Raw genomic sequence first — 19,722 nt, forward strand, 5'->3', positions numbered from 1 at the left:
ACTACCTCTTTCTTAACGTTTGTGTCCTCGAATCATTGAGAAAGCTTCAGATCTTGTACTGTCATTGGTTTTAAATACCCCTCGCACTGCCGAGGTCAATGTTTGGGATCCCGCTTTCTTGACGCCTCGCATAGTCATACACATATGTTCTGCTTCAATGACAACGACAACTCCAAGGGGGTCAAGTTCATCCATTACAGCATTGGCAATTTGTGATGTCAATCGTTCTTGAAGCTGTGGTCTATGGGCAAAGCCCTCTACGACACGAGCAAATTTTGACAACCCAGTTATTTTACCTTTCCGCGGGATATAGGCAACATGTGCTTTTCCATAGAAGGGGACGAGATGATGCTCACACATGGAATAAACGGGAATATCTTTGACGATGACCATCTCTTCATGTTCTTCTTCCGTAAATTGCACATTAAAATGCTGGCTTGGGTCTTGGTGTAACCCAGAAAATACTTCCGCATACATCCTAGCTACACGTTTAGGTGTATCAATTAATCCTTCTCGGTCAGGGTCTTCCCCTATAGCCTCCAAAATCATGTAAACCGCCTGTTCAATCTTTTCTAAATCCATCCCCATACTTTCTCTCTCCTTTACTCTATAGTCCCTCTGTTAACGTATATCTAAAGTTGTCCCATAAAAACATGTGTTTGAGGAATGACTCGAACGTTGATGAGTTTCTCAAGAAAAAGGTTTTGCCACTCTAAAAGCTGATAAGGTTTAGGAGTAATAATGTCATGAGTTTTTGTAACAGGTTGAAGAATCGTTACAATCGATGAATCAACTCTCGCAATCAAATCGCGAGCATCTTTAAGGTCTTGCGGGGTAGTTTCCGTATTAACAACAATTTTGACAAAAACCTCTTTTTGAAGGCCATATCGCAGAAAAGGTTCGTGAACATCCCAGAAAGCTTGACCACCGAAAGGCAACTTTATATCCATGCTGATCACATCCACCCAAGGTAAAACTTGAAGAAGTTGATCTGGTAAAGTTCCATTGGTCTCGAGATAAATCTTTAACCGTTTCTCTCTTAAAAGAGGCAATAACACCTGAAGTTCATTTGCCCAAAGGAGAGGCTCTCCTCCTGTGACACTTAGTGAGTGATGCAGTGAAAAATCATAGGTCTGTAATAATAATTCTAGCAACTTTTCAAGGGAGACAGGATTATTCAGCTTGTTAAAATGCCGTGAGCCAGGCACCGTCTCCATTCGAAACTGTAGCGGTATATTGGTCTCAGTATCACAATACGGGCAGGTTAGGTTGCAGTTTGGCAGACGCAAAAAAATTTGCCGGACCCCAACATAAGGTCCCTCTCCTTGGATCGACGAGAAAATTTCTGTAACTGGTAAACTGAACATTACTGCACCCCTCGAACCTTACAACGCGCGAGGCGCATGGATAGAACCTCATTACAATAATGTCTGGCAACACTCTCCCCTAACGATAAAACATCATGAACATGGAGATTTTCCAAGCCAATGGTCGGAACAGGCGTACCCTCATTCGACACATTCAATCCACAATGAATCAGGGTGGATACCGGCGAAAGGGTGCTGATGCTCACAGAAAGTTTTCTGTCAGCTTCATAGAGATCATCTCCACTCCTCCTCAAGGTAGCAACACCAAGCTCTTCAAGCTTTTCCTTGATTGTGGCGATAAGTAGCCGTTGACGAATAATAGTCTTTTCTAAATCCATTTCAAAATGTTCAACAATGAAATGCAGCATGTCCTTACTGTAAATCCAATCTTGTGCTAAGACATCCTCCATATCCACCATCTCGTTTAATTCCACACGACACGAGCCGCGGAATACAATAATACTGTCACCCTTAAGACCAAAATTTTTATAGGCAAATAGAGATTGTAGTTGACTGCCATCATAATTTAAGGGTTTTTTCTGAACAATGTATTTCATAACCATTCCCTCTTTCTCGGGCGGTTTGAAACCTTTTTGAAGCGCTTTTTACAAAGTATCCTCATTCGGCACCAAACAGTTGATCGACAAGTCCCTGGGCTTCATTTCTAAGCAGGGCACGCTTTAAGCGTTGACAGCTTTCACATTGCCCGCATATTGCTTCTTTACTCTCATAACAGCTCCATATATGCTCAAAAGGAACCTTCAGTCGCAACCCTTCTCGAACAATTTCCGTTTTGGTCAGAGTTGAGGTGGGACTCACGACGGTCACTTTTTCTTGGGTCGAATAGCTTAAACATCGGTTCATGGCATCAATGAATTCTAAGGAGTTATCTGGAAAGGTCGCTGCTTCTTCTTGGTTAAAGCCCGTGATTAAGTCTGCAGGTTCACCCAGGTTCTCCGCATAGACTGCAGCGATATTCATAAATAGGCCATTACGATTGGGAACCCACACTTGATGAGCACTTAGCTGAGCTCGGCTTAAATCATCAAGTTCGTCGGATTTCAAAAGAGGCAAATCTTCAGAGCGATTAACTAGAGCGGAATGAGTCTGTTCCTGCAAAAAGGGCAAGGCAATCACCTTGTGAGGTATATTATAATAATCAGCAATTCTTCGCGCTGCAGAAACTTCTTTTTCGTTTGCCCTTTGTCCATAATCAAAGGTGAGGGCTAAATTTATTCCAGCCTTTTCCAAATAGAGCGCCACGGCAAGAGTTGAGTCTAAACCACCCGAAAGTAAAGCAATTCCAGCCATTCAATCAGTCCTCCTTAAAAATGGCCCATGCATCAGGAGATTCGTAGACTTTAACCCATGCTAAGCGCTTTTCATTAAGTAGCAAATCTTTCTTGAGTTCCATAAACACGAATTGCGCGAGGTGCTCGGCTGTAGGATTGACCCCTTTGGGACCAAAGTAAGGTAGATCATTGATCACATTATGATCTAGAGACGTTAAAGTTTTTTGTATAGTTTGCTTAACTTCACTAAAATCTATCAATAACCCTAAATGATCTAATTGCTTGCCTTCGACACATACTACAACGGTCCAACGGTGACCATGCAAGTTAGCACACTTACCATTATAGTTGCGGATAAAATGAGCAGCATCGAAATGCGCTTGTACACATACCTGAAACATCTTAAAGCTCCTTATTTGACATATTACAGTTCATTTTACCATTATTATTTACAAAAGAAAATGAAATATCAATAAATCTAAAATTCAAAGCGACTTCAGCATAAAAAAAATCGACTTTCGCCGCTTAGGTGAAAGTCTGATTCCTCTGCAACCGCCATGTTTTTAATGCCTCTCTCCAAATTATGCTAATTTCAAGGCCTTATTGAAACAGTCGATAGCCGTATCAAATTGATCCATTTGGTCATAAATATTGCCCAGTAAAGCCCATCCAGCTGAATGATTTGGATCTAGTTCAATGAGTTGATTCAGTGAATTAATGCCCTCCTGCCAATTTCCTTTGCGAGTAAAGCAAACACTTAAATTGTAAAGAATTAGCGGATGGTTAGGTACTAGTTCTAATGCCTCGCGATAATACTCCTCAGCTTTCCTTGTGCGCCCCAGATGTACCAAAGTAAAGGCAATATTATTGAGTAAAATTGGATCCTTAGGATAGATGTTTTTGGCGCGTTCTAGCAAATTCAAAGCATCTTGAGAACGTCCCTCATTTTGATAAACTGCTGCTAGATTGTTTATTGAATCATAATGATCAGGTTCATATTTGAGAACGAATTTGTAATACTGAATTCCTTTCTTGATCTCATTATTTTGGACATAACAATACGCTAACCTAGCAGCCAAATCTGGAGTTCCTCCATAACGGAGCGCTCTATCAAAGCTTATACAAGCGTCTGCCACCTGTTCCAAAAGCAAATGCATCTCAGCTTTCATTTCCCAATATAATGATTCACGTGGTCGAAGCTGACAACATCCCTGAAAACACCTTAATGCTTCCAGATTTTCTTCATGATAAGCGTAAATAATCCCCAGTCGATAATTTGTTTCTGCATTTTGAGGTGCCGCCCGCAATGAATTATCCAGCGCCTTAATCGCCTCACGCCAATCTCCAAATTCCAAATGACAATCAGCGAGTAAGTCCCAATAAATCGCCTTCTGTGGCTTTAAATGAATTGCTTGTTGGATCATTTCTTTGGCTTGTGGAATAAGAGCTTGTCCTAGATAACACCGGGCGAGTAAATAGCTTATTTCTGCTGAATCGTCGTCACTTTGCTTGCTTGGCAGACCTTCTAAATAATCTCTTGCTTCTTGAAAGGCTTGAGCTTCGATCAAATATCGAACCTCTTTTAGACGTGGCTTAGGGCAATCTTGATTTAATAAATCGACCCAATTCTGGATAGCCTCATCCGTCTTACCTAACCGATGATGCCATTTGGCTCGAAGGGAATTCCATAAGTAAGAACTTTGCAAAGATTGCCGCTTTTGTTTGACATTCGAGGCCAAAGGGAGATCCATAGCCTTCACCCCTTTTTACTTATTTTACCAGATACATCTTCTCCTTTTGATGCCCTATCCCCTGCTCTTTATTCCAAGAATCGCACGTCAAATGCCTATCAAATGTGCGGTAATTCGTAAAAAGACGTTATAATACCCATTACCGCCGTCACATTTCTAGTAAAACCAGCTCTGATTGTTACAATTTCTTCTATTGTCATGAAATAATTATGTTCTCAAACTCATTTATAAGAGAATATTACTACAAATGTGAAGAGACGCTGTTTTTTACAGCGTCTCTTCACATTTATGGCAATAACCATAAAATTTTAAATCATGATCCACGATTTTAAAATGATTTCGTTTTGTAATTACGGTTTCAAGAGATTCCAACCAATCATCATCGAATTCCGAGACATCCCCGCAACGTAAACAGATGAGATGATGGTGGTGGTGATGTTCGTCTTTTCTGCTAAATTCATACCGGCTTCGCCCGTCACCAAAATCATTTTTCAGCAAAACTCCAATTTCTGCCAATATATCAAGGGAACGGTAAACTGTCGCTAAGCCAATTTCAGGGTTTTGGTGCTTAACTAGCATATAAACCTCTTCAGCACTCAGATGTCGATCAACATGTTCTAGAAACGTTTGTAATATCGTCTGACGCTGAGGGGTCACCTTATAGGAATGGTTGCGTAACAAATTGCAAATATTTTCAAACGTTTTTATTTCTTCCACCCCTTGCCCTCCTCCATATTTGCTATTATATGTCAAATGCTGTCCCTTGCATAGAGATATATTTCTATTATATGTCAAGAAGGATCCATAACAAAGTCATTTGTCATAATTATCGATCAAATACCTCATAAATCGCGAATTTTAGATAGTCAGTTTCTTCACTTCCGAGAAGCACGGGGTGATCGATACCAGCACGCCTGAATTCGACAAGTCGCAACACTCTATGCGCATCACGGGCAGCCTCTTGGAGCATATTCAGAAAAAGTGTGGCACTTAGGTGATAGGAACATGAGGCAGTCACTAAGATTCCCCCGTTGCGTACCAATTTCATACCCTGGAGGTTAATTTCTTTATACCCCCGAATGGCCCCTTGTAAAGCTTGGCGATTTTTGGCAAACGCAGGTGGATCTAAAATGACGACGTCCCACGATTTTTTAAGCTTTACCTGTTCACGCAAAAAATCAAAAGCATTGGCTGCCACAAATTCAGTTCGATGAAGGAACCCATTAAGCAAAGCATTACCTTTGGCCATTTCAATAGCTTTCTCTGAAACATCTAAACAGGTCACCTTTTTGGCTCCAAAAAGACAAGCATGTAACATAAATGAACCCGTGTGCGAAAAACAATCCAAGACTTCGGCACCGTTCCAAAAAGGATTTTTAATTTCTTTTCCTTTCGTATCTAGGGGATGCCCATTTTCCTGCACTTGAATACCATGCCGAAGCCCCCACCCTGACATCAAAGGTTTCAAAGCAGCTCTGTTTTCTCGTTGATCAAAAAAATAGCCTGTTTTCTGCCCCTCAGCAACATCCACCAAAATACTTAGTCCATTTTCACGAACCATTACTTTGGTATCAAAGGGCTCCTCAACAAAACCTACTCTTTCCTCAAGCCCTTCGAGCCGTCTAACTGGAACATCGCTCCGTTCATAGATTCCCCGCTGTCTAAAAATCTTCTTTAAAGCCTTAAAGATCCATTGTCGGCGCACTTCCATCCCCAGAGAAAGAATTTGTACCACCAGCACATCTTCATATTTATCGATAATTAACCCTGGCAAGAAATCAGCTTCTCCATGAACAACCCGGCAGGATGTAACTTCCGGCAATAACCACTGCCGCCGCTTCCAAGCTTGCTCAATTTTATCAAAAAATAAGTTTTCATCGACTTCAACTTCAGCATAAGTCACAACGCGTACTTTGAGTTGGGATAGTGGGTTATAAAAACCTTGGGCTAAAAAATGCCCAGCATGATTAACAATATGTACAATATCTCCACCTTGAGGATCTCCCTCTATCTTTTCGATTTCACCTGGATACACCCAAGGATGTCCTTGCTCAAGCCTTTTTTTACGATTTTGTTTAAGAAACACTTTTGAAACGGTCATTTATCTTCCTCGCTTTCCGGTCTTCCCTTAATATGAGATGAACGTCCCTAAAAATATACCGTGAAACACGAGGAAAAGGAAGCTTTTGCTTCCTTAATTCGAGTTTTATTATAAATTAAGACGAAATCTTTAGTACCAAAGCCTATACGGATATGGATAGGTGGGATAAGGATACGGATACGGGTATGGATAGGCTGACGGAACATAACGTGGTGTTGCAAGAGTCCCTAACCCAAAACCCAAGGCAAAGGGGATAACGCCAAAGAACATAAGAGCAACTCCTTCCTAAAGAGATCTTTAATTCTAGTTTATTATATGGAAACATATCCCAATTGGCACAAAAAAACCGTCCCCCAGGATCGATGTACGTGGTTCGAATTCTGGGGTTCGAAACAAGTAATTCCTCGAGGTTAGCAAAACCCTTAAGAAATACCTGAATCGAACAGCAAACTCAAACACTGACCATCGGGCCGGAAGACGGAAAGTAGGGCAATTTCGTTATGTTTTACAGTTTTAAGTTTAAGCGTCTAGGAGAGACGATCTCGAAGAACGTCCACGATTTCATCGGCACTCCGACCTGCTGCATTGATAATAGGCATTTTAACAGGCCATTCAGGCGCTAGGATATCTGTTCCGTCCCCTTTGACGACAACAGCCCGGACATTCTGCAATTTTTCTCCTTCTAAAGGGGTAGTTTTAAATCCTGCATTATGAAGGGCCTGTGTAACATTCGCTAGTCCTTCTTCAACCGCTATAGTTTTATACATTTATTTACCCTCCTCATACTTTTTATATTTTCCCCTAATTTCTCCAACGTATGCAGGATTAATTTTCCTTACAAATCATAACTTTCTTTATACTGGATCTGGTAATCTACAGACAAGAGAGCATGTTGAATTTGTATGCGAGGTGAGGGATCTGGGAACGTCGCTTCTAGAGAGCACGTCATTACACTCTGTGTTTTAATCGACAAATGGATAATATTTCGATGCGGGGGCGTCCTCTGTAAGATGATTGAATATTTTCCAGAGGGTTGTTGTACACCTTTCAGTTGCAATTTTTTGGGAAGTTTGGATATTGGTAAAAATTCGTCGGTTTGAACATCAAATGGGGACGTGCTTTCCAATTTGAGCCTAATTAAATATGGTTCACTCGTATAGCTAAGTTTAAATGAAATATCGAGGATTCTCTGCGCATTTTTGTTTTTTTCTTCCACAGTTGTATCGACGCTTATTGGTGGTTTTTGATTTTGGATAGACACATATTGGCTTTTTCCTTCCTGTCCACCGAGATCGCTCACTACTTGGTGAGGCAAAGGTTCGTCAGAGAAAATATGCACTACTCCACCATTGCTCCCCGTCCACTCTTCTCTAACTATAACTGCCTGTGGGTAATCTCTTGTATAAATAGGAACTAGGCCTAACGACAAAATAAGTAAACCAGTAACCACTAACGCCGGCTTTCTTAAATGAGACAAAAGTTTCTTTGATAGTTGTGTTTTTGTGATCGCCACATGTAAGGCAGATAAGAAGAAGGGAACAAGTAGTAAGCTATAAATTACCAGAAAAATTAGGAAATATTTATGAATTGCTGTGTAGAAGCTCACCCATTGTTGCGAATTTAAAAGCTCAAAGTGGAGCCAATAGATGAAATATGGACCGATCAAGACCAAGATAATGCTTGGTAAGAAATACTGTAAATCTAGGCACAGAAGCCAAAAAACAAAAGGAAATGCCAGGTCAATCCGGATGAGCGCTAACACTAAACTCGCACCTAAGAGCAATACTACTCCGACAAACCAGTAGAGCTGAGCATTCCTGGCTAAAGGAAGCTTATAAAACCAACCCGCAAGAAGAATAAATATCCCTACGCCAATCCCAATACGGGCCATAACAAAGAACACAGGATAGGCGTAGTACAATAACTGGATATGTTTAATCAAATGCCAAAGATTCTCCCCGATCCCACTTAAGCATGTCACAATCAGACTCAGCACTAGTGTGATTCCTAAAATCCCCAATACTTTTTGCCAACTTACTCTATGGTTTTCCGAACTTTTTCTAACATACTTAATTAAAATCAGACCTGTAAAAATAAACGTTAAAAAGGTGAAGATGCGAATTCCATGACTAGGTAGAATAAACACATGATTTCCAATTTGAAAAGGTAAATATAGCTCATCCCATACACTCGGCCCAATCTTCTCCAATTTGACAGTCGTTAGTAATCGATTACTATAATCTCCGACTTTCTGCATATCCTCCAGGGAGACACGATCTAATAGATCTTCTGGTCGATGAAAATACCCCGCAGGTCGACCAGAAATACCTAGTCCAAGAGCTGGAATTCCCTGATCCAAGAAAGAGCTGAAGTCGCTTGCACCTCCTTGAGAACTTTCACGGGTCATTAGGATAAAATCGCGGCTAAGATGGAAGGGGATATGACTCTGTCCAGCTAAAGCCGCAACCTGCTTAATTAACTCCGGAGGAGCTGACTTTTTACCTGCAACCTCTATTTCCAGCGGGGTTCCAACCATGTCAATATTGAGCATCCATCGAACGGCTGATAAGTCAGCTTGAGACGCATAAAATTGTGACCCCAATAACCCATATTCTTCTGCTCCAAAAAAAATAAGTTGATAAGTTTGTTCATGAGGCTCTTTACTCAGGACTCTAGCCAGTTCTAGTAAAACTCCAACACCTGAAGCGTTATCCACAGCCCCAGGAGCATTTAGATTTGCAGAATCGTAATGCGCCCCGACGATAATAGTATCGGGACGTGTTCCCGGCAATTCGGCAATGATATTCTGGCTATTAATCAATTCGACCTGTTGTTCTTTTTCTAGAACTGAGGCTTCTCGAACGACGATCTTGCTGAAGGGTTGTTCACGTACCTTCCAGCCATTTTGACTTAACACATAACTTATATACTGAGAAGCTTTCAATTCCGGCTTGCTTCCCGCAGGCCGGGGGCCAATTTTTTGGACCAGATATTTCACATGTTCATATGCTGCCGCAGCTGAAAACCCTGATGTTGGATCATCGGGAATCGGCGAAATATTAGTTTTCGAATAAAGAAGCCAGGGAATTGCCAAGAGACTCAAAATAGCTATTAATACAATCACACTCGTCTTGATAAGCTTCATAGCCTCTGCCCTTTCAAACTGTAAACTCACCTTGCCCATTTTTATAGAGAAGCAAACTTATGCTTTCTAACTGGTATGAAAAACTTCTTAAGGTTATGCCTCTCAATACTTTCAACCTTTTGGACACATATGGTATAATATAGACAATATTTTTAGCCTTGGGAGAAGTATGTGCCATGTCAAAACGCAGATTCGTCTTTTCTATTCTCTTTCTACCGTTATTTAGTATTTTGTTATTAAGTGGTTGCTCGTTTAAAATTCCAAAACTAGCTCCTAAAGTTGCACCCATTTCTAAACTGCCAGCTGAAGCACTTTTTATTGATAAAGATGCCATCTATAATCGAACGATAGCTCTCATTGAGTCCGCACAAACGTCAATCTACGTTGAGCAAGCAGAATTTGACGACCCTCGCCTCATTCAGCTTCTCCTCACTAAATCTCGTTCAGGCATAGATGTCCGCATTCTCTTAGACCAATGGCAGAAAGTAAATCATGGAACACTCGATCTATTAAAAAGCCAAAATGTATCGATTCAGTTTTATCCCGCACAAAAAGGACAAATTGACCACACCAAATACATGATTATTGATCAAAGCCGGGCCATCATCTATGGCCCTCCCTGGACAGCCTCTGGGCTATTGGCTCATGATCTTGCCGTGGAGTTATCCGGAAGATCCGCTTGGAAAACGGCGACTTTGTTTTCTAAAGATTGGGAATTCACAACTACCTTCCCCCTAACTGTCGCCAAAACGTCTCTTTTACCGGAGGATAACATTGTCTTGGCCCTTAATGCCAATGTTAAACAGCAGCTAACGGAACAAATTTTAACCAGTACGAAATCGATTTGGATAGAGAACTCGGAAATTACAGAGCCTGATCTAAAACAATCCTTAATTGATGCAGCAGCCAAAGGTCGTGATGTTCGAATTATTGTCAATCAAACAAATGCTAATAAAACATCCGATACATTAGCAGAGTTAAAAGAAAATGGTGTTCACATTAGGTATTACCCGAAACAACCTGATCTCGGAATGAACTTGGCAATTTTTGATAATTCGTCGTTCATTTTAAGCAGTTCAGGTTGGACATTCAATTCTTTTGTCACCAACCATGAATTTTCTATTACTGTTCCCTCCCCTACCGCATCTGACAAATTAGGTCAGGTATTCAATCAAGACTGGGAACGAAGTATTGACTAACAAGGACTGGAACAGGATCACTACTACGTATATGCGAAATTAAAGGGACAGATGCCTGACCAGCAGCTGTCCCTTTAATTTACAAACTAATTCGACCTATTCTTTGTGAGCTTCTTGGGGAATTATCAACGGCGATTTCAACTCTAATTCATCTAAGTGCTGACAATCTCCAAGCAATGTTGGTGTCCACTGATCGTCTTTGACTTCGAAAATATTTAATGCTGTGTTATGTTGCCAGGGTGTTTTTGCCCACTCATGAACCTCAAAGCCCAAGGCTTTCGTAACCAATAACTTTAAAGTTAACCCATGCGTTACAAGACAGACCGTCTGCCCAGAATGGTCTTTAATAATTTGTTGCAAAAATTTCCAAGCTCTTTCGAGGACTTTTTCCATGTTTTCACCGCCTGGGGTAGTGACCATGTGCGGTTCTGAGTCCCAAATCTTAAAGATATCCGGATAGGCAACACGTAACTCTTGCCATATACACCCTTCCCACTCTCCAAATGAAAACTCACGGAGCGCAGGATTTGTTGATAAGTTTTCAAGTCCAAGTTCCCGACGAATCTCTTCAGCTGTACCGATTGCTCGAAGAGAATCACTAGAATAGATATGGTCAATACCCTGGTTCTTTAGTCTACAAGCTAAAGAACGGGCCTGAAGTATCCCCTTTTCGGTAAGCGGAGAATCCAGACTTCCTTGAACTCTCCCTTCAATGTTCCATAAGGTCTGTCCATGACGAGTTAGTATGATCCGTGTCATCAATACACCCCTTTAGCACTTCATAACTCAAACAGGACGTTCAAGTTTAGAGCATCACGATGATCGAGAAATTGTGAAACAAAAAGATATACTTACTAGTATATAAAGAAAACTTGGCTGGCGCCCACACGAAGACACTGTCTTCGCACGAATTAACCCTTCTTGAAGACACTGTCTTCGCACGGATTAGCCCTACTTGAAGACACTGTCTTCGCACGGATTAGCCCTACTTGCAGTATATAACGAAGTTTATACTTTCTGATAGTAAAATAAAAGGGTAAGGAAAATTCCCTACCCTTCCCCAACTTGCCGTAAGACTCCAGGTTTCTGACCCCGCTTTCGCAGGTGGGCACCTAGTCCAAACTTTCCAACTTCCCAAAATAACAGGGCCTGTTGTAATCGCTTGGCATTTAGCTCCCTTGTCACTTGATAGGATCAAAACCATGGTAATCCATACGCACAAGGCAGGATGTAGTTTTATTATAACACCACAACACAAAAAAATCTCTAGCAAATGCTTGGAAATTAAATCATCGTTTCCGCATTTTGTCTTCAATCTCTGCCAAACGATCTTGAAGTAAGGCAATTGCCATTTCTTGATTACGTACACGCCGACGAAGATGATCAACAAGCTGGGTAAGTTCACTGACGTCCTCATTAACAGATTCAGAATTTCCTCCAGACTGAGCCCTGTTCGAGTTATTGAAATCCTCTAAGTTCCGGGTTTCACTAGCTTCTGAAGATTTCTCGTCTGTGTTTTGAGAAATCAAGAGGAAACGGAAACGGGCATATCTAGAGTTGCGACCCGGATTAACTTCAATCACTCCGTCTTCTGCTAAAGCTTGAATAGCACGCTTCAAAGTGACACTTGCTGCCCCTGTTTCTCGTTGAATATCTGAATATGCTAACTCGAAATCCTTACCTTGATACATACAAGAAATCTTTTCAAAAAATTCGACAAATTTCCGATGGGTTTTTTCCTTTAATCTCAATGCAAGTCCATCCTTCCAAAAACAATTATAGAATTTCTTAAAAATCAATTATATTATATCAAATTTAAAAGAAAAAGCTATACTGTAAGGATATCAATTATTAAACTTTAATCATACTATTTAGTGTTTAATCTCATTTATCACCATAAAGCTTTTCAATAACTTCGTTTGACAAACCAAAAGTATGCTCCTCTGCAGGAAATATACTTGATTTGACCTCCTCATGAAATCCTTGGATAGCTTGAACAGCGTCATGCCCTAGTTGAGCATATTGCTTAACGAATTTAGGTTTAAACCGTTCGAAAAGCCCCAATAAATCATGAAACACAAGAACTTGCCCATCACAATCCGGTCCTGCCCCTATCCCAATCGTGGGAATTTTTCGTTCCAAGGAAATTTGCTTCGCAACCTGCCGAGGTATTGCCTCTAAAACAAGTAAAAAGGCCCCAGCCTGTTCTATGGATTGACCATCTTCCACTAACTGCTTGGCACTGTCCAGGTCTCGACCCTGAACTTTAAATCCACCGAGCTGACTTGCTGTTTGAGGTGTTAGTCCAATGTGCCCGACCACAGGTATTCCTGCACGCGTGAGAGCCTGAACAATGGGGACTAGATGATATCCCCCTTCAAGTTTTACGGCATCCGCGCCGCCTTCTTTGATGAGTCGCCCAGCATTCTGAATTGCAAGATCCAGGGTAGCATAACTCATAAACGGCATATCGGCAACTACAAACGTTTGCGTTGCACCTCTGCAGACCGCTTTAGTATGATGAAGCATTTCTTCCATCGTTACTGGAACTGTTGAATCATACCCTAAGACCACCATTCCTAAAGAATCGCCAACAAGAATCATATCAACGCCAGCCTTTTCGACTAACTGCGCCGATGGATAATCATACGCTGTTAACATGCTGATTTTCTCACCGGCTCGTTTCATTTTTTCGAAATCAGGGATTGACTTTTTCATTTCAATTCCTCCTTAAAATTTCTCAATCTTTGTATTTTATAGCGTCTAGCTGTCATACTCCTTTTAATTGAGGCATAGGTGTTATCAATCAAAGGAGGGATAACTAATGTTAAAATCCTTTCAGTTTAGTTTAATTCTAAAAGGAATACTCATGGCGACCGTCTTAGCATTATCATTGTCACTTATCTTCGGTATCCTACTTTCCTACACATCACTTCCTGAATCTGAACTATCAATCAACATTATCTTTGGCGCAAGTATCTTCATCGCTGCTTTTATCACAGCTCATCAAGCAGGCACAAGAGGATTGTACTATGGATTGGCTGTTGGCCTAGGATTTATCTTCTTGGTGCTGGTCCTATCCGCTATTTTCTGGTCAGAAACCCCATCGTGGTTAAGAATGGGAGAGAAAAGTATCTTGGCGCTTGTTTCTGGTGGAGTAGGCGGAATCATCGGAGTACTATTTCCAAAGTCCTGAACACAATCCCGAGAAATCACTTCCTTTGAGAAGAGAGGGAAATCTCACTATGAGATTTCCCTCTCTTGCATATTTTTGTGCTATTCACAAAACAACCTTTCTGGAGGATTCCTAATAATTTTCTATCTTTCGATTTAAAACTCCTGCGCTTAAACAGCATCTGTTTTATAAAATATACTAAGTACTTTATATTAAAGCCCTATCGTTATACAATATACTTAAATTGTTAAAGGGGGAATGATCTATGTGTGTTGAAAAAACGCCTTGGGAGCAGGTTATTGATTTTCACGGTCATACTTGTCCAGAAATTGCCTTGGGTTTTCGAGTAGCGCAGATTGCCATGCGCGAACTAGGAATTCGTCCTGCCCCAACCTCCCAACTGTTGGTTACTGCTTACACTCATTCCTGCGCTATTGACGCCTTTCAGATATTAAACCGTGCAACCTACGGACGTGGGACTTTAACTGTGAATGAAAAGAAACAACATGATTATCACTTTCAATATACGGGTACATCAGAAGGATTACAAATCTCCATACGTTCGGAAATATTAGACCACCTTGTCGGGATACACGAACACATGAATACTCGCGAGAAACAAAACAAATATTTAGAAGCCATTCAATTGATTCTAGGCAGCGAAGAAACGCTATTCTGTACCATTCAGAAAGTCTAACTCGAAGAGTGTTCAAGCCTTGGGCCACGCAAAACACCTAAGCCGCCTCATGTTTCCGTTCTCTCCATATCCTCCAAGCTAGAAGTAATAAGGCAATTAATACAGCCACCATGCTGCTCCATTGGGCTGCAGACCAGTTGAACAGAAACCGCGGGCTATCCCCTCGGAGATTTTCGAGAAAAAATCTAGACAAGTTGTAAAGGATTAAATATAACAAAAAAATTGTGCCCGATGGCCATTTTTTCAATTTCAGAATCACGAGTAAGGCAAAAATTATAACATCAACTTGCCCTTCCCAAACTTCTGCCGGCCACAACGGTTGGTTCCCAAAAGTGTCACGGGCAATTGTACCAACTGGATAGAGTATTCCAAAATCTCCTCCCGTTGGCCCGCCAAAAGCGTCACCATTCATTAGATTGGCATCTCTTCCAATCGCCTGGGCCAACATAAGCCCTGGCGCAGCTAAATCAGCGAGCTCCCAAAAGGGTAACTTCTTTCGCCAGACGTAGATTCCGCCAACTAATAACGCCCCGACCACACCACCTTGAATCGAAAGTCCGCCATGCCAGATGGCGATGATTTCGCCTGGATATTTACTATAATATGCCCAATCGAAAAAAAACACCTGCCAAAAGCGAGCACCCAAGATGCCTGAAATAAGCAGAAGGGGTGCTAAATCCATTAATATCTCCATGTATTCGGGTCGTCCTTCAGCTTTGGTAAAATAAAGCGTTACGCCCACTCCGAGGATGAAGGCCAAGGCGAAAAGTGTCCCGTAAGCACGCAAAGGAAAACTTCCGATAAAGAACCAATACTGATGCATTTTTTCCTCCTTCATTAAAAAAAGACCGGGTTCCCGAATTTAGACCCAGCTCTTCGGATATAAGCCATCTTCTGCATAGTATTATATCCTGAAATAGCAATGGTCTCAAGTTTCGTCATAAATAACAGATCCGATGTCACCATCGGATCTGTTAGGCTTATAAACTATTAAGTTTTGCAAAAAAACCATCGTTTTGACTGGAATCGGGCATCGTAAGCTCACGTACTGTTTTCTTAGTCGGTTTCTGAACCTTTTGAAAATAGGTAGAATGTTTCTTTTTAGCCGAGCCTGCATCGGAGTACAATGTAACAATTAAAATAGCAATTGCAATTAGGACCATTAATCCTTCTAACATTTCTCTACACACCTCCATTACTATTTTATGGCCTATAGCCTAATTGTCAAGTGTTTTTAATCCCAAATCGCCGTAACTCGGTCACCCGGGTGTAAAACAGTTGTGAATTCAGCCATTTGACCATTGACTTTTAATTTTAATGAGGACCCTGACGGGACCTCTTTAGGAAACTTGACGTAGGGCAAAAGGTCTGAAAGAATTGGCATTCGCTTAAATCCTTGTACCCTCAGGTCCATTCCATCCTTAAGCGGTTGGTTCTCTGACACGGGCTGTCCACGGAAGGAAATGATCGTTTCTTGGGGAGGAAATTCTATTTCTACCCCATTTACGCTGAAAATGAGCGGCCTAGGCAGAAGGTCCAGTTCACCGATCATGATCTGCTTGGTGTTAACTTCTATTGAATCTCCATCATAGATTGTACAACTATCCTCAACCCTACAACCATTGACCAAAATCTCTTGATCTAGGTTAATTTTATGTGCTTCTCCATTGATCCCATATTCTATCTCTTCTTTCTTTTGCAGATTATAGCCCTTTTGCTTAAGAAGATTTTTTAAGTCATCATTGGGGATGTACGTTATTTTGCATCCATCGAGGATCGTATCTTTTTCGCAGGCTAGCTGATCATTCACCAAAACTTGAGGGGCATAAATCTCGCGTTGACCGTTCCATAATATCCACTTTGCATCATGTGGAGGCAACACCTCTTTAAAGCTTACTTGGGCATCTTTTCCCGGCTCTCCAGGAATGAACGTAATTTGATCACCTGCTTTTAGGGCCTGTTCTAATTTACCCGGTATGCCATTCACCGATAATTGGGCAGGACTACCCAGCGTCCCCTTAATAACCCGCATTTCGCAATTCCATTCAAACGTCAATGCTGCTCCCGGCTTACCAAAAAAAGATCGCGGCAATATTCCAGCAGCGAGCAGAGCTTCTGCTACCGTCGCAAGTTGTATTTCAAAAATCGAAACAATCGTATTGTTCACTGTCACGCTGTAATACTGAAGCCCCTTGCCTTCCAGCGCAGCAATTCCAATCCCGATTGGGGTAATACTTTCCGGTCCCTTTAAACTCTTTTCCCCAAAAATCTCGCCTAACCGTTCTCTGACTTGAATCCCAACTCTATTCTGAGGAATTCCCAAGGTCTCAGCGACCATTTCAGAAAGCATAGGAGTTAAACTCCCTCCGCCAATCAGAATAATGGCTTGAGGAACGTCGTTGTTGAGAATTAGAATCTCTTTTGAAATACTCTCCGCTAATTTGCCGACCACGGATCTAATTACATTTAACACGTCTTCTTTTTTGGCGACGACTTTAGCTCCGAGAAAATCTTTAAAATTCAGTTGGGCTTTGGTATTTATTTCCCTTTTAACTTTTTCTCCTACCTTAAAATCCAACAAATAGTGCGTGCAGATCGCTTCAGTGACCTCATCACCAGCCATAGGGACCATCCCATAGGCGAAAAATGAACCATTCCGTGTCAAGGCTATATCCGCGGTTCCAGCCCCAATATCAACCAAAGCCAGATTAAGGCGCCTCATGTTCAATGGAATGGCTGCTTGACCTGCCGCAATAGGTTCCAATGTTAGACTTGTCATTTCTAGACCTACCTGACTTAATACTGCTACCAAACCATCGACAACAGTCCGGGGCAAGAAGGTTGCAATGACAGAAACCTTTGCGACTTTTCCCCTCTGCCCAATCAAATTGGAAATTTCCTCTCCCTCATTCCACCAGGCGATGGGGCTGTATCCAACACAGTGATAGCTTTGAGCATCATCATCTGTTGATGACTGCAATTGGCGAAGTGCCAGATGCACTGCTTCCATTTCTAAAGCTAATACATCCTCCCTTTCCCAGCGCACAGGAAGAGGCTCCTTATGTTCAGCACAAGCAACTTCGGTTCGGAGCGCCCGACCTGCGGCCGCCACAGCTACTTGTTTTAAGGGCATATCAAGTTTTTTTTCAAGGGCCTCTTTGACTTTAATAACGGCCCGAGCAACTTCATTGACATCATGAACTTGCCCATCATACATGGCACGCTGCTTATGTTCTGTCTTGGCGCTGGCTAAAATTTCATAACCCTGCTCTTTGTTCTTGGTCATGACAAGTCCCATCACCATACGGGTACCAATATCTAGCGCAAAAATAGGTTCCACTTACTTCACCTCTCTAGAAGAGAGTTCGACTCATTTCAGCTAAATTCCTTCTCGTTCCAGTTAAACAACTTTATCAATCCTCTACTTGGGGAGGGCATTTCAAGCGTAATTTCAATTTCCAGAAAACCATGTAGGCCCAAGCCCTAAGGTCGTTCTACACCCCCGTCGACTGCAACCAGAAAAAGTTTCTGCTTAGTGTAGCGTGTACAAATGAGTTAAGACACTTCCTCCCCAAAAACATATCGCGTTTCACCATACTCTTCAATGTCACGTTTCCTGGCTTCATATCCCTGGCGACCCATTAATGCATATGTCCCGTTCTTACCTTCCTCGACTCCCGGTTGATCGAAAGCATTGATGTCCAATAATTCACCCATATAGGCCGTCTCCCACTCAAGTAGGAGAAGTAATTGCCCTACATGATAAGCATCTAAGGCAGGTAGTATAATCTTCTGATGTTGCCGCCCAGCAAGGGTCAAGGCGTATTCGGTTGCTTTTTGTTCCGCAAACAACAGCTCTTCCAGGGTCCGCCCCCCTAAGAATTGAATGTCTTCAGGTAACTCTAAATCGATCGGAATCTCTTGAGATTCCTTAAATTTCTGTACGGCTACAAAGGTTATAACCTTATCATCGGGCCCCTCAGCATATAACTGAACTTGGGAATGTTGATCTGTTACCCCCAACGCTTTCACAGGTGTTTGTCCGATGTGAACAGCACGTCCCTGTCGATCGTAACCTTTCCCTAAGCTTTCCGCCCACAATTGAGCATACCAGTCAGCCATTGTTTTTAAACCGTCCGCATAGGGCATAAACACCGAGATATTTTTTCCCTTTTGCCATGACAAAAGAGCTAGGGCCGCTCGTAATTGTGCCGGATTAGAGGATACCCCCTTAGCTGCCCTGATCTGCTGATCCATTACTAAAGCACCTTCAAGCAGCTGATTAATATCAACCCCGCATATGGCGGCAGCAAGCAATCCTACGGGCGTCAGTTCTGAGAAGCGCCCGCCAATTCCAGCGGGAATCACAAACCGTTTATATCCCTCTTTCAGAGCAATCGGCAGAAGATTTCCCTTTTCTTTATCTGTCGTGACGACAATATGTTCAGCGTAGCTGTCTCCACATACCCGTCGTAGGGTATCTCGAACAATTAGAAATTGAGCCATAGTTTCTGAGGTGTTACCTGATTTTGAAATTACATTAAAAAGAGTTTTGCTTGGCTCAAGCATCTGCAACAACTCATTCACGCGTACCGGATCAATATTATCCACGACATAAAAGCGGGGGCGGTGACCGCGCTCGGCCGGAGAAAGTTCATTATAATAGTAATGATTTAGTGCTTGGTGAACAGCTAACGGCCCTAGAGCAGACCCTCCGATTCCCAAAACTACAAAATTTTCAAATTTAGGAGTAATACTATTAGCATACTCAATTATTTCTGAGAGTTCAGTTTTCATGTGAACTAAAAGCTTTGAGAAATCAAGCTCTCCAGCATCTCTACGGGTCAAGAGTGAAACCTGCGCTTGGTCCAAAGCGTTCTGAAGGCCCAACAGTTCCTCTTCTTTAAACCCCTTCGGATTTTGATAATTACTCATCATTCCAGTATAATCTATCATTATTGTAGGTTTGGCTTGGTTTTCCATTACTCACCCTCA

The 19,722-nt window shown here is 41.8% G+C and carries 20 protein-coding genes and 1 other RNA gene; 3 read left to right on the plus strand and 18 right to left on the minus strand.

Annotated features, from left to right (window positions below; genetic code table 11):
- Positions 1–12: 12 nt before the first annotated feature.
- From folE to DOT_RS17385, 10 genes are all read right to left on the minus strand, one after another.
- Positions 13–588 (minus strand): GTP cyclohydrolase I FolE, encoded by a 576-nt coding sequence (gene folE / locus DOT_RS17340; RefSeq protein ID WP_176716267.1) that lies wholly within the window; start codon positions 586–588, stop codon positions 13–15.
- A 44-nt stretch (positions 589–632) separates the two neighbouring features.
- Positions 633–1,367: a 7-carboxy-7-deazaguanine synthase QueE gene (locus DOT_RS17345; RefSeq protein ID WP_009621489.1), complete on the minus strand. Its 735-nt coding sequence runs from the start codon at positions 1,365–1,367 to the stop codon at positions 633–635.
- Complete coding sequence (locus DOT_RS17350; protein ID WP_009621490.1) at positions 1,367–1,924, minus strand: DUF366 family protein; 558 nt, start codon at positions 1,922–1,924, stop codon at positions 1,367–1,369. The genes DOT_RS17345 and DOT_RS17350 overlap by 1 nt, the downstream gene beginning before the upstream one ends.
- A 61-nt stretch (positions 1,925–1,985) precedes the next feature.
- Entirely contained in the window at positions 1,986–2,678 is a 693-nt protein-coding gene (gene queC, locus DOT_RS17355) for a 7-cyano-7-deazaguanine synthase QueC (protein WP_009621491.1), read from the minus strand.
- A 4-nt stretch (positions 2,679–2,682) separates the two neighbouring features.
- Positions 2,683–3,060, minus strand: coding sequence for a 6-carboxytetrahydropterin synthase QueD (gene queD, locus DOT_RS17360; protein ID WP_040412642.1), 378 nt, complete (start codon positions 3,058–3,060; stop codon positions 2,683–2,685).
- 180 nt (positions 3,061–3,240) lie between these two features.
- A complete protein-coding gene (locus DOT_RS17365; protein ID WP_009621496.1) occupies positions 3,241–4,410 on the minus strand; it encodes a tetratricopeptide repeat protein in 1,170 nt (389 codons plus the stop codon).
- A 267-nt stretch (positions 4,411–4,677) separates the two neighbouring features.
- Positions 4,678–5,127, minus strand: coding sequence for a transcriptional repressor (locus tag DOT_RS17370; protein WP_009621498.1), 450 nt, complete (start codon positions 5,125–5,127; stop codon positions 4,678–4,680).
- A 109-nt stretch (positions 5,128–5,236) separates the two neighbouring features.
- Positions 5,237–6,511, minus strand: a complete 1,275-nt coding sequence (locus tag DOT_RS17375; protein ID WP_009621501.1) for a class I SAM-dependent rRNA methyltransferase — start codon at positions 6,509–6,511, stop codon at positions 5,237–5,239.
- Positions 6,512–7,038: 527 nt separating this feature from the next.
- Positions 7,039–7,278 carry a YkuS family protein gene (locus tag DOT_RS17380; RefSeq protein ID WP_009621503.1) on the minus strand — a complete coding sequence of 80 codons (240 nt, stop codon included), beginning with the start codon at positions 7,276–7,278 and terminating at the stop codon, positions 7,039–7,041.
- A gap of 68 nt (positions 7,279–7,346) precedes the next feature.
- The gene (locus DOT_RS17385) at positions 7,347–9,695 is read right to left on the minus strand and encodes a M28 family peptidase (protein WP_242833861.1); all 2,349 of its coding nucleotides are present in this window, start codon (positions 9,693–9,695) and stop codon (positions 7,347–7,349) included.
- Positions 9,696–9,832: 137 nt separating this feature from the next.
- On the opposite strand from DOT_RS17385, the gene DOT_RS17390 reads away from it, so the two are divergent.
- Positions 9,833–10,855 carry a phosphatidylserine/phosphatidylglycerophosphate/cardiolipin synthase family protein gene (locus tag DOT_RS17390; protein WP_009621506.1) on the plus strand — a complete coding sequence of 341 codons (1,023 nt, stop codon included), beginning with the start codon at positions 9,833–9,835 and terminating at the stop codon, positions 10,853–10,855.
- Positions 10,856–10,951: 96 nt separating this feature from the next.
- Here DOT_RS17390 and DOT_RS17395 read toward each other — a convergent pair whose 3' ends face one another.
- The 4 genes from DOT_RS17395 to panB form a co-directional block, all read right to left on the minus strand.
- Positions 10,952–11,614, minus strand: a complete 663-nt coding sequence (locus DOT_RS17395) for a histidine phosphatase family protein (RefSeq protein WP_009621507.1) — start codon at positions 11,612–11,614, stop codon at positions 10,952–10,954.
- 294 nt (positions 11,615–11,908) lie between these two features.
- A non-coding RNA gene (gene ssrS / locus DOT_RS28835) (6S RNA) lies at positions 11,909–12,088 on the minus strand.
- Positions 12,089–12,144: 56 nt separating this feature from the next.
- Positions 12,145–12,606 (minus strand): hypothetical protein, encoded by a 462-nt coding sequence (locus tag DOT_RS17400; RefSeq protein ID WP_040412646.1) that lies wholly within the window; start codon positions 12,604–12,606, stop codon positions 12,145–12,147.
- Between the two features lie 133 nt (positions 12,607–12,739).
- Positions 12,740–13,573, minus strand: coding sequence for a 3-methyl-2-oxobutanoate hydroxymethyltransferase (panB, locus tag DOT_RS17405; RefSeq protein ID WP_009621510.1), 834 nt, complete (start codon positions 13,571–13,573; stop codon positions 12,740–12,742).
- A gap of 106 nt (positions 13,574–13,679) precedes the next feature.
- Here panB and DOT_RS17410 point away from each other — a divergent pair, with 106 nt between their 5' ends.
- A complete protein-coding gene (locus tag DOT_RS17410) occupies positions 13,680–14,051 on the plus strand; it encodes a TIGR04086 family membrane protein (RefSeq protein WP_009621511.1) in 372 nt (123 codons plus the stop codon).
- A 244-nt stretch (positions 14,052–14,295) separates the two neighbouring features.
- Complete coding sequence (locus DOT_RS17415) at positions 14,296–14,727, plus strand: formylmethanofuran dehydrogenase subunit E family protein (RefSeq protein ID WP_009621512.1); 432 nt, start codon at positions 14,296–14,298, stop codon at positions 14,725–14,727.
- Positions 14,728–14,764: 37 nt separating this feature from the next.
- On the opposite strand, the gene lgt is transcribed toward DOT_RS17415, so the two are convergent.
- The 4 genes from lgt to DOT_RS17435 form a co-directional block, all read right to left on the minus strand.
- Positions 14,765–15,550: a prolipoprotein diacylglyceryl transferase gene (gene lgt / locus DOT_RS17420; RefSeq protein ID WP_009621513.1), complete on the minus strand. Its 786-nt coding sequence runs from the start codon at positions 15,548–15,550 to the stop codon at positions 14,765–14,767.
- A 157-nt stretch (positions 15,551–15,707) separates the two neighbouring features.
- Positions 15,708–15,905: a hypothetical protein gene (locus DOT_RS17425; protein ID WP_009621516.1), complete on the minus strand. Its 198-nt coding sequence runs from the start codon at positions 15,903–15,905 to the stop codon at positions 15,708–15,710.
- Positions 15,906–15,961: 56 nt separating this feature from the next.
- Positions 15,962–18,067, minus strand: a complete 2,106-nt coding sequence (locus tag DOT_RS17430) for a cell division FtsA domain-containing protein (RefSeq protein ID WP_009621517.1) — start codon at positions 18,065–18,067, stop codon at positions 15,962–15,964.
- A 215-nt stretch (positions 18,068–18,282) separates the two neighbouring features.
- The gene (locus DOT_RS17435; RefSeq protein ID WP_009621518.1) at positions 18,283–19,710 is read right to left on the minus strand and encodes a glucose-6-phosphate isomerase; all 1,428 of its coding nucleotides are present in this window, start codon (positions 19,708–19,710) and stop codon (positions 18,283–18,285) included.
- Positions 19,711–19,722 lie beyond the last annotated feature (12 nt).

Source organism: Desulfosporosinus sp. OT (assembly GCF_000224515.1).
GTDB lineage: Bacteria > Bacillota > Desulfitobacteriia > Desulfitobacteriales > Desulfitobacteriaceae > Desulfosporosinus.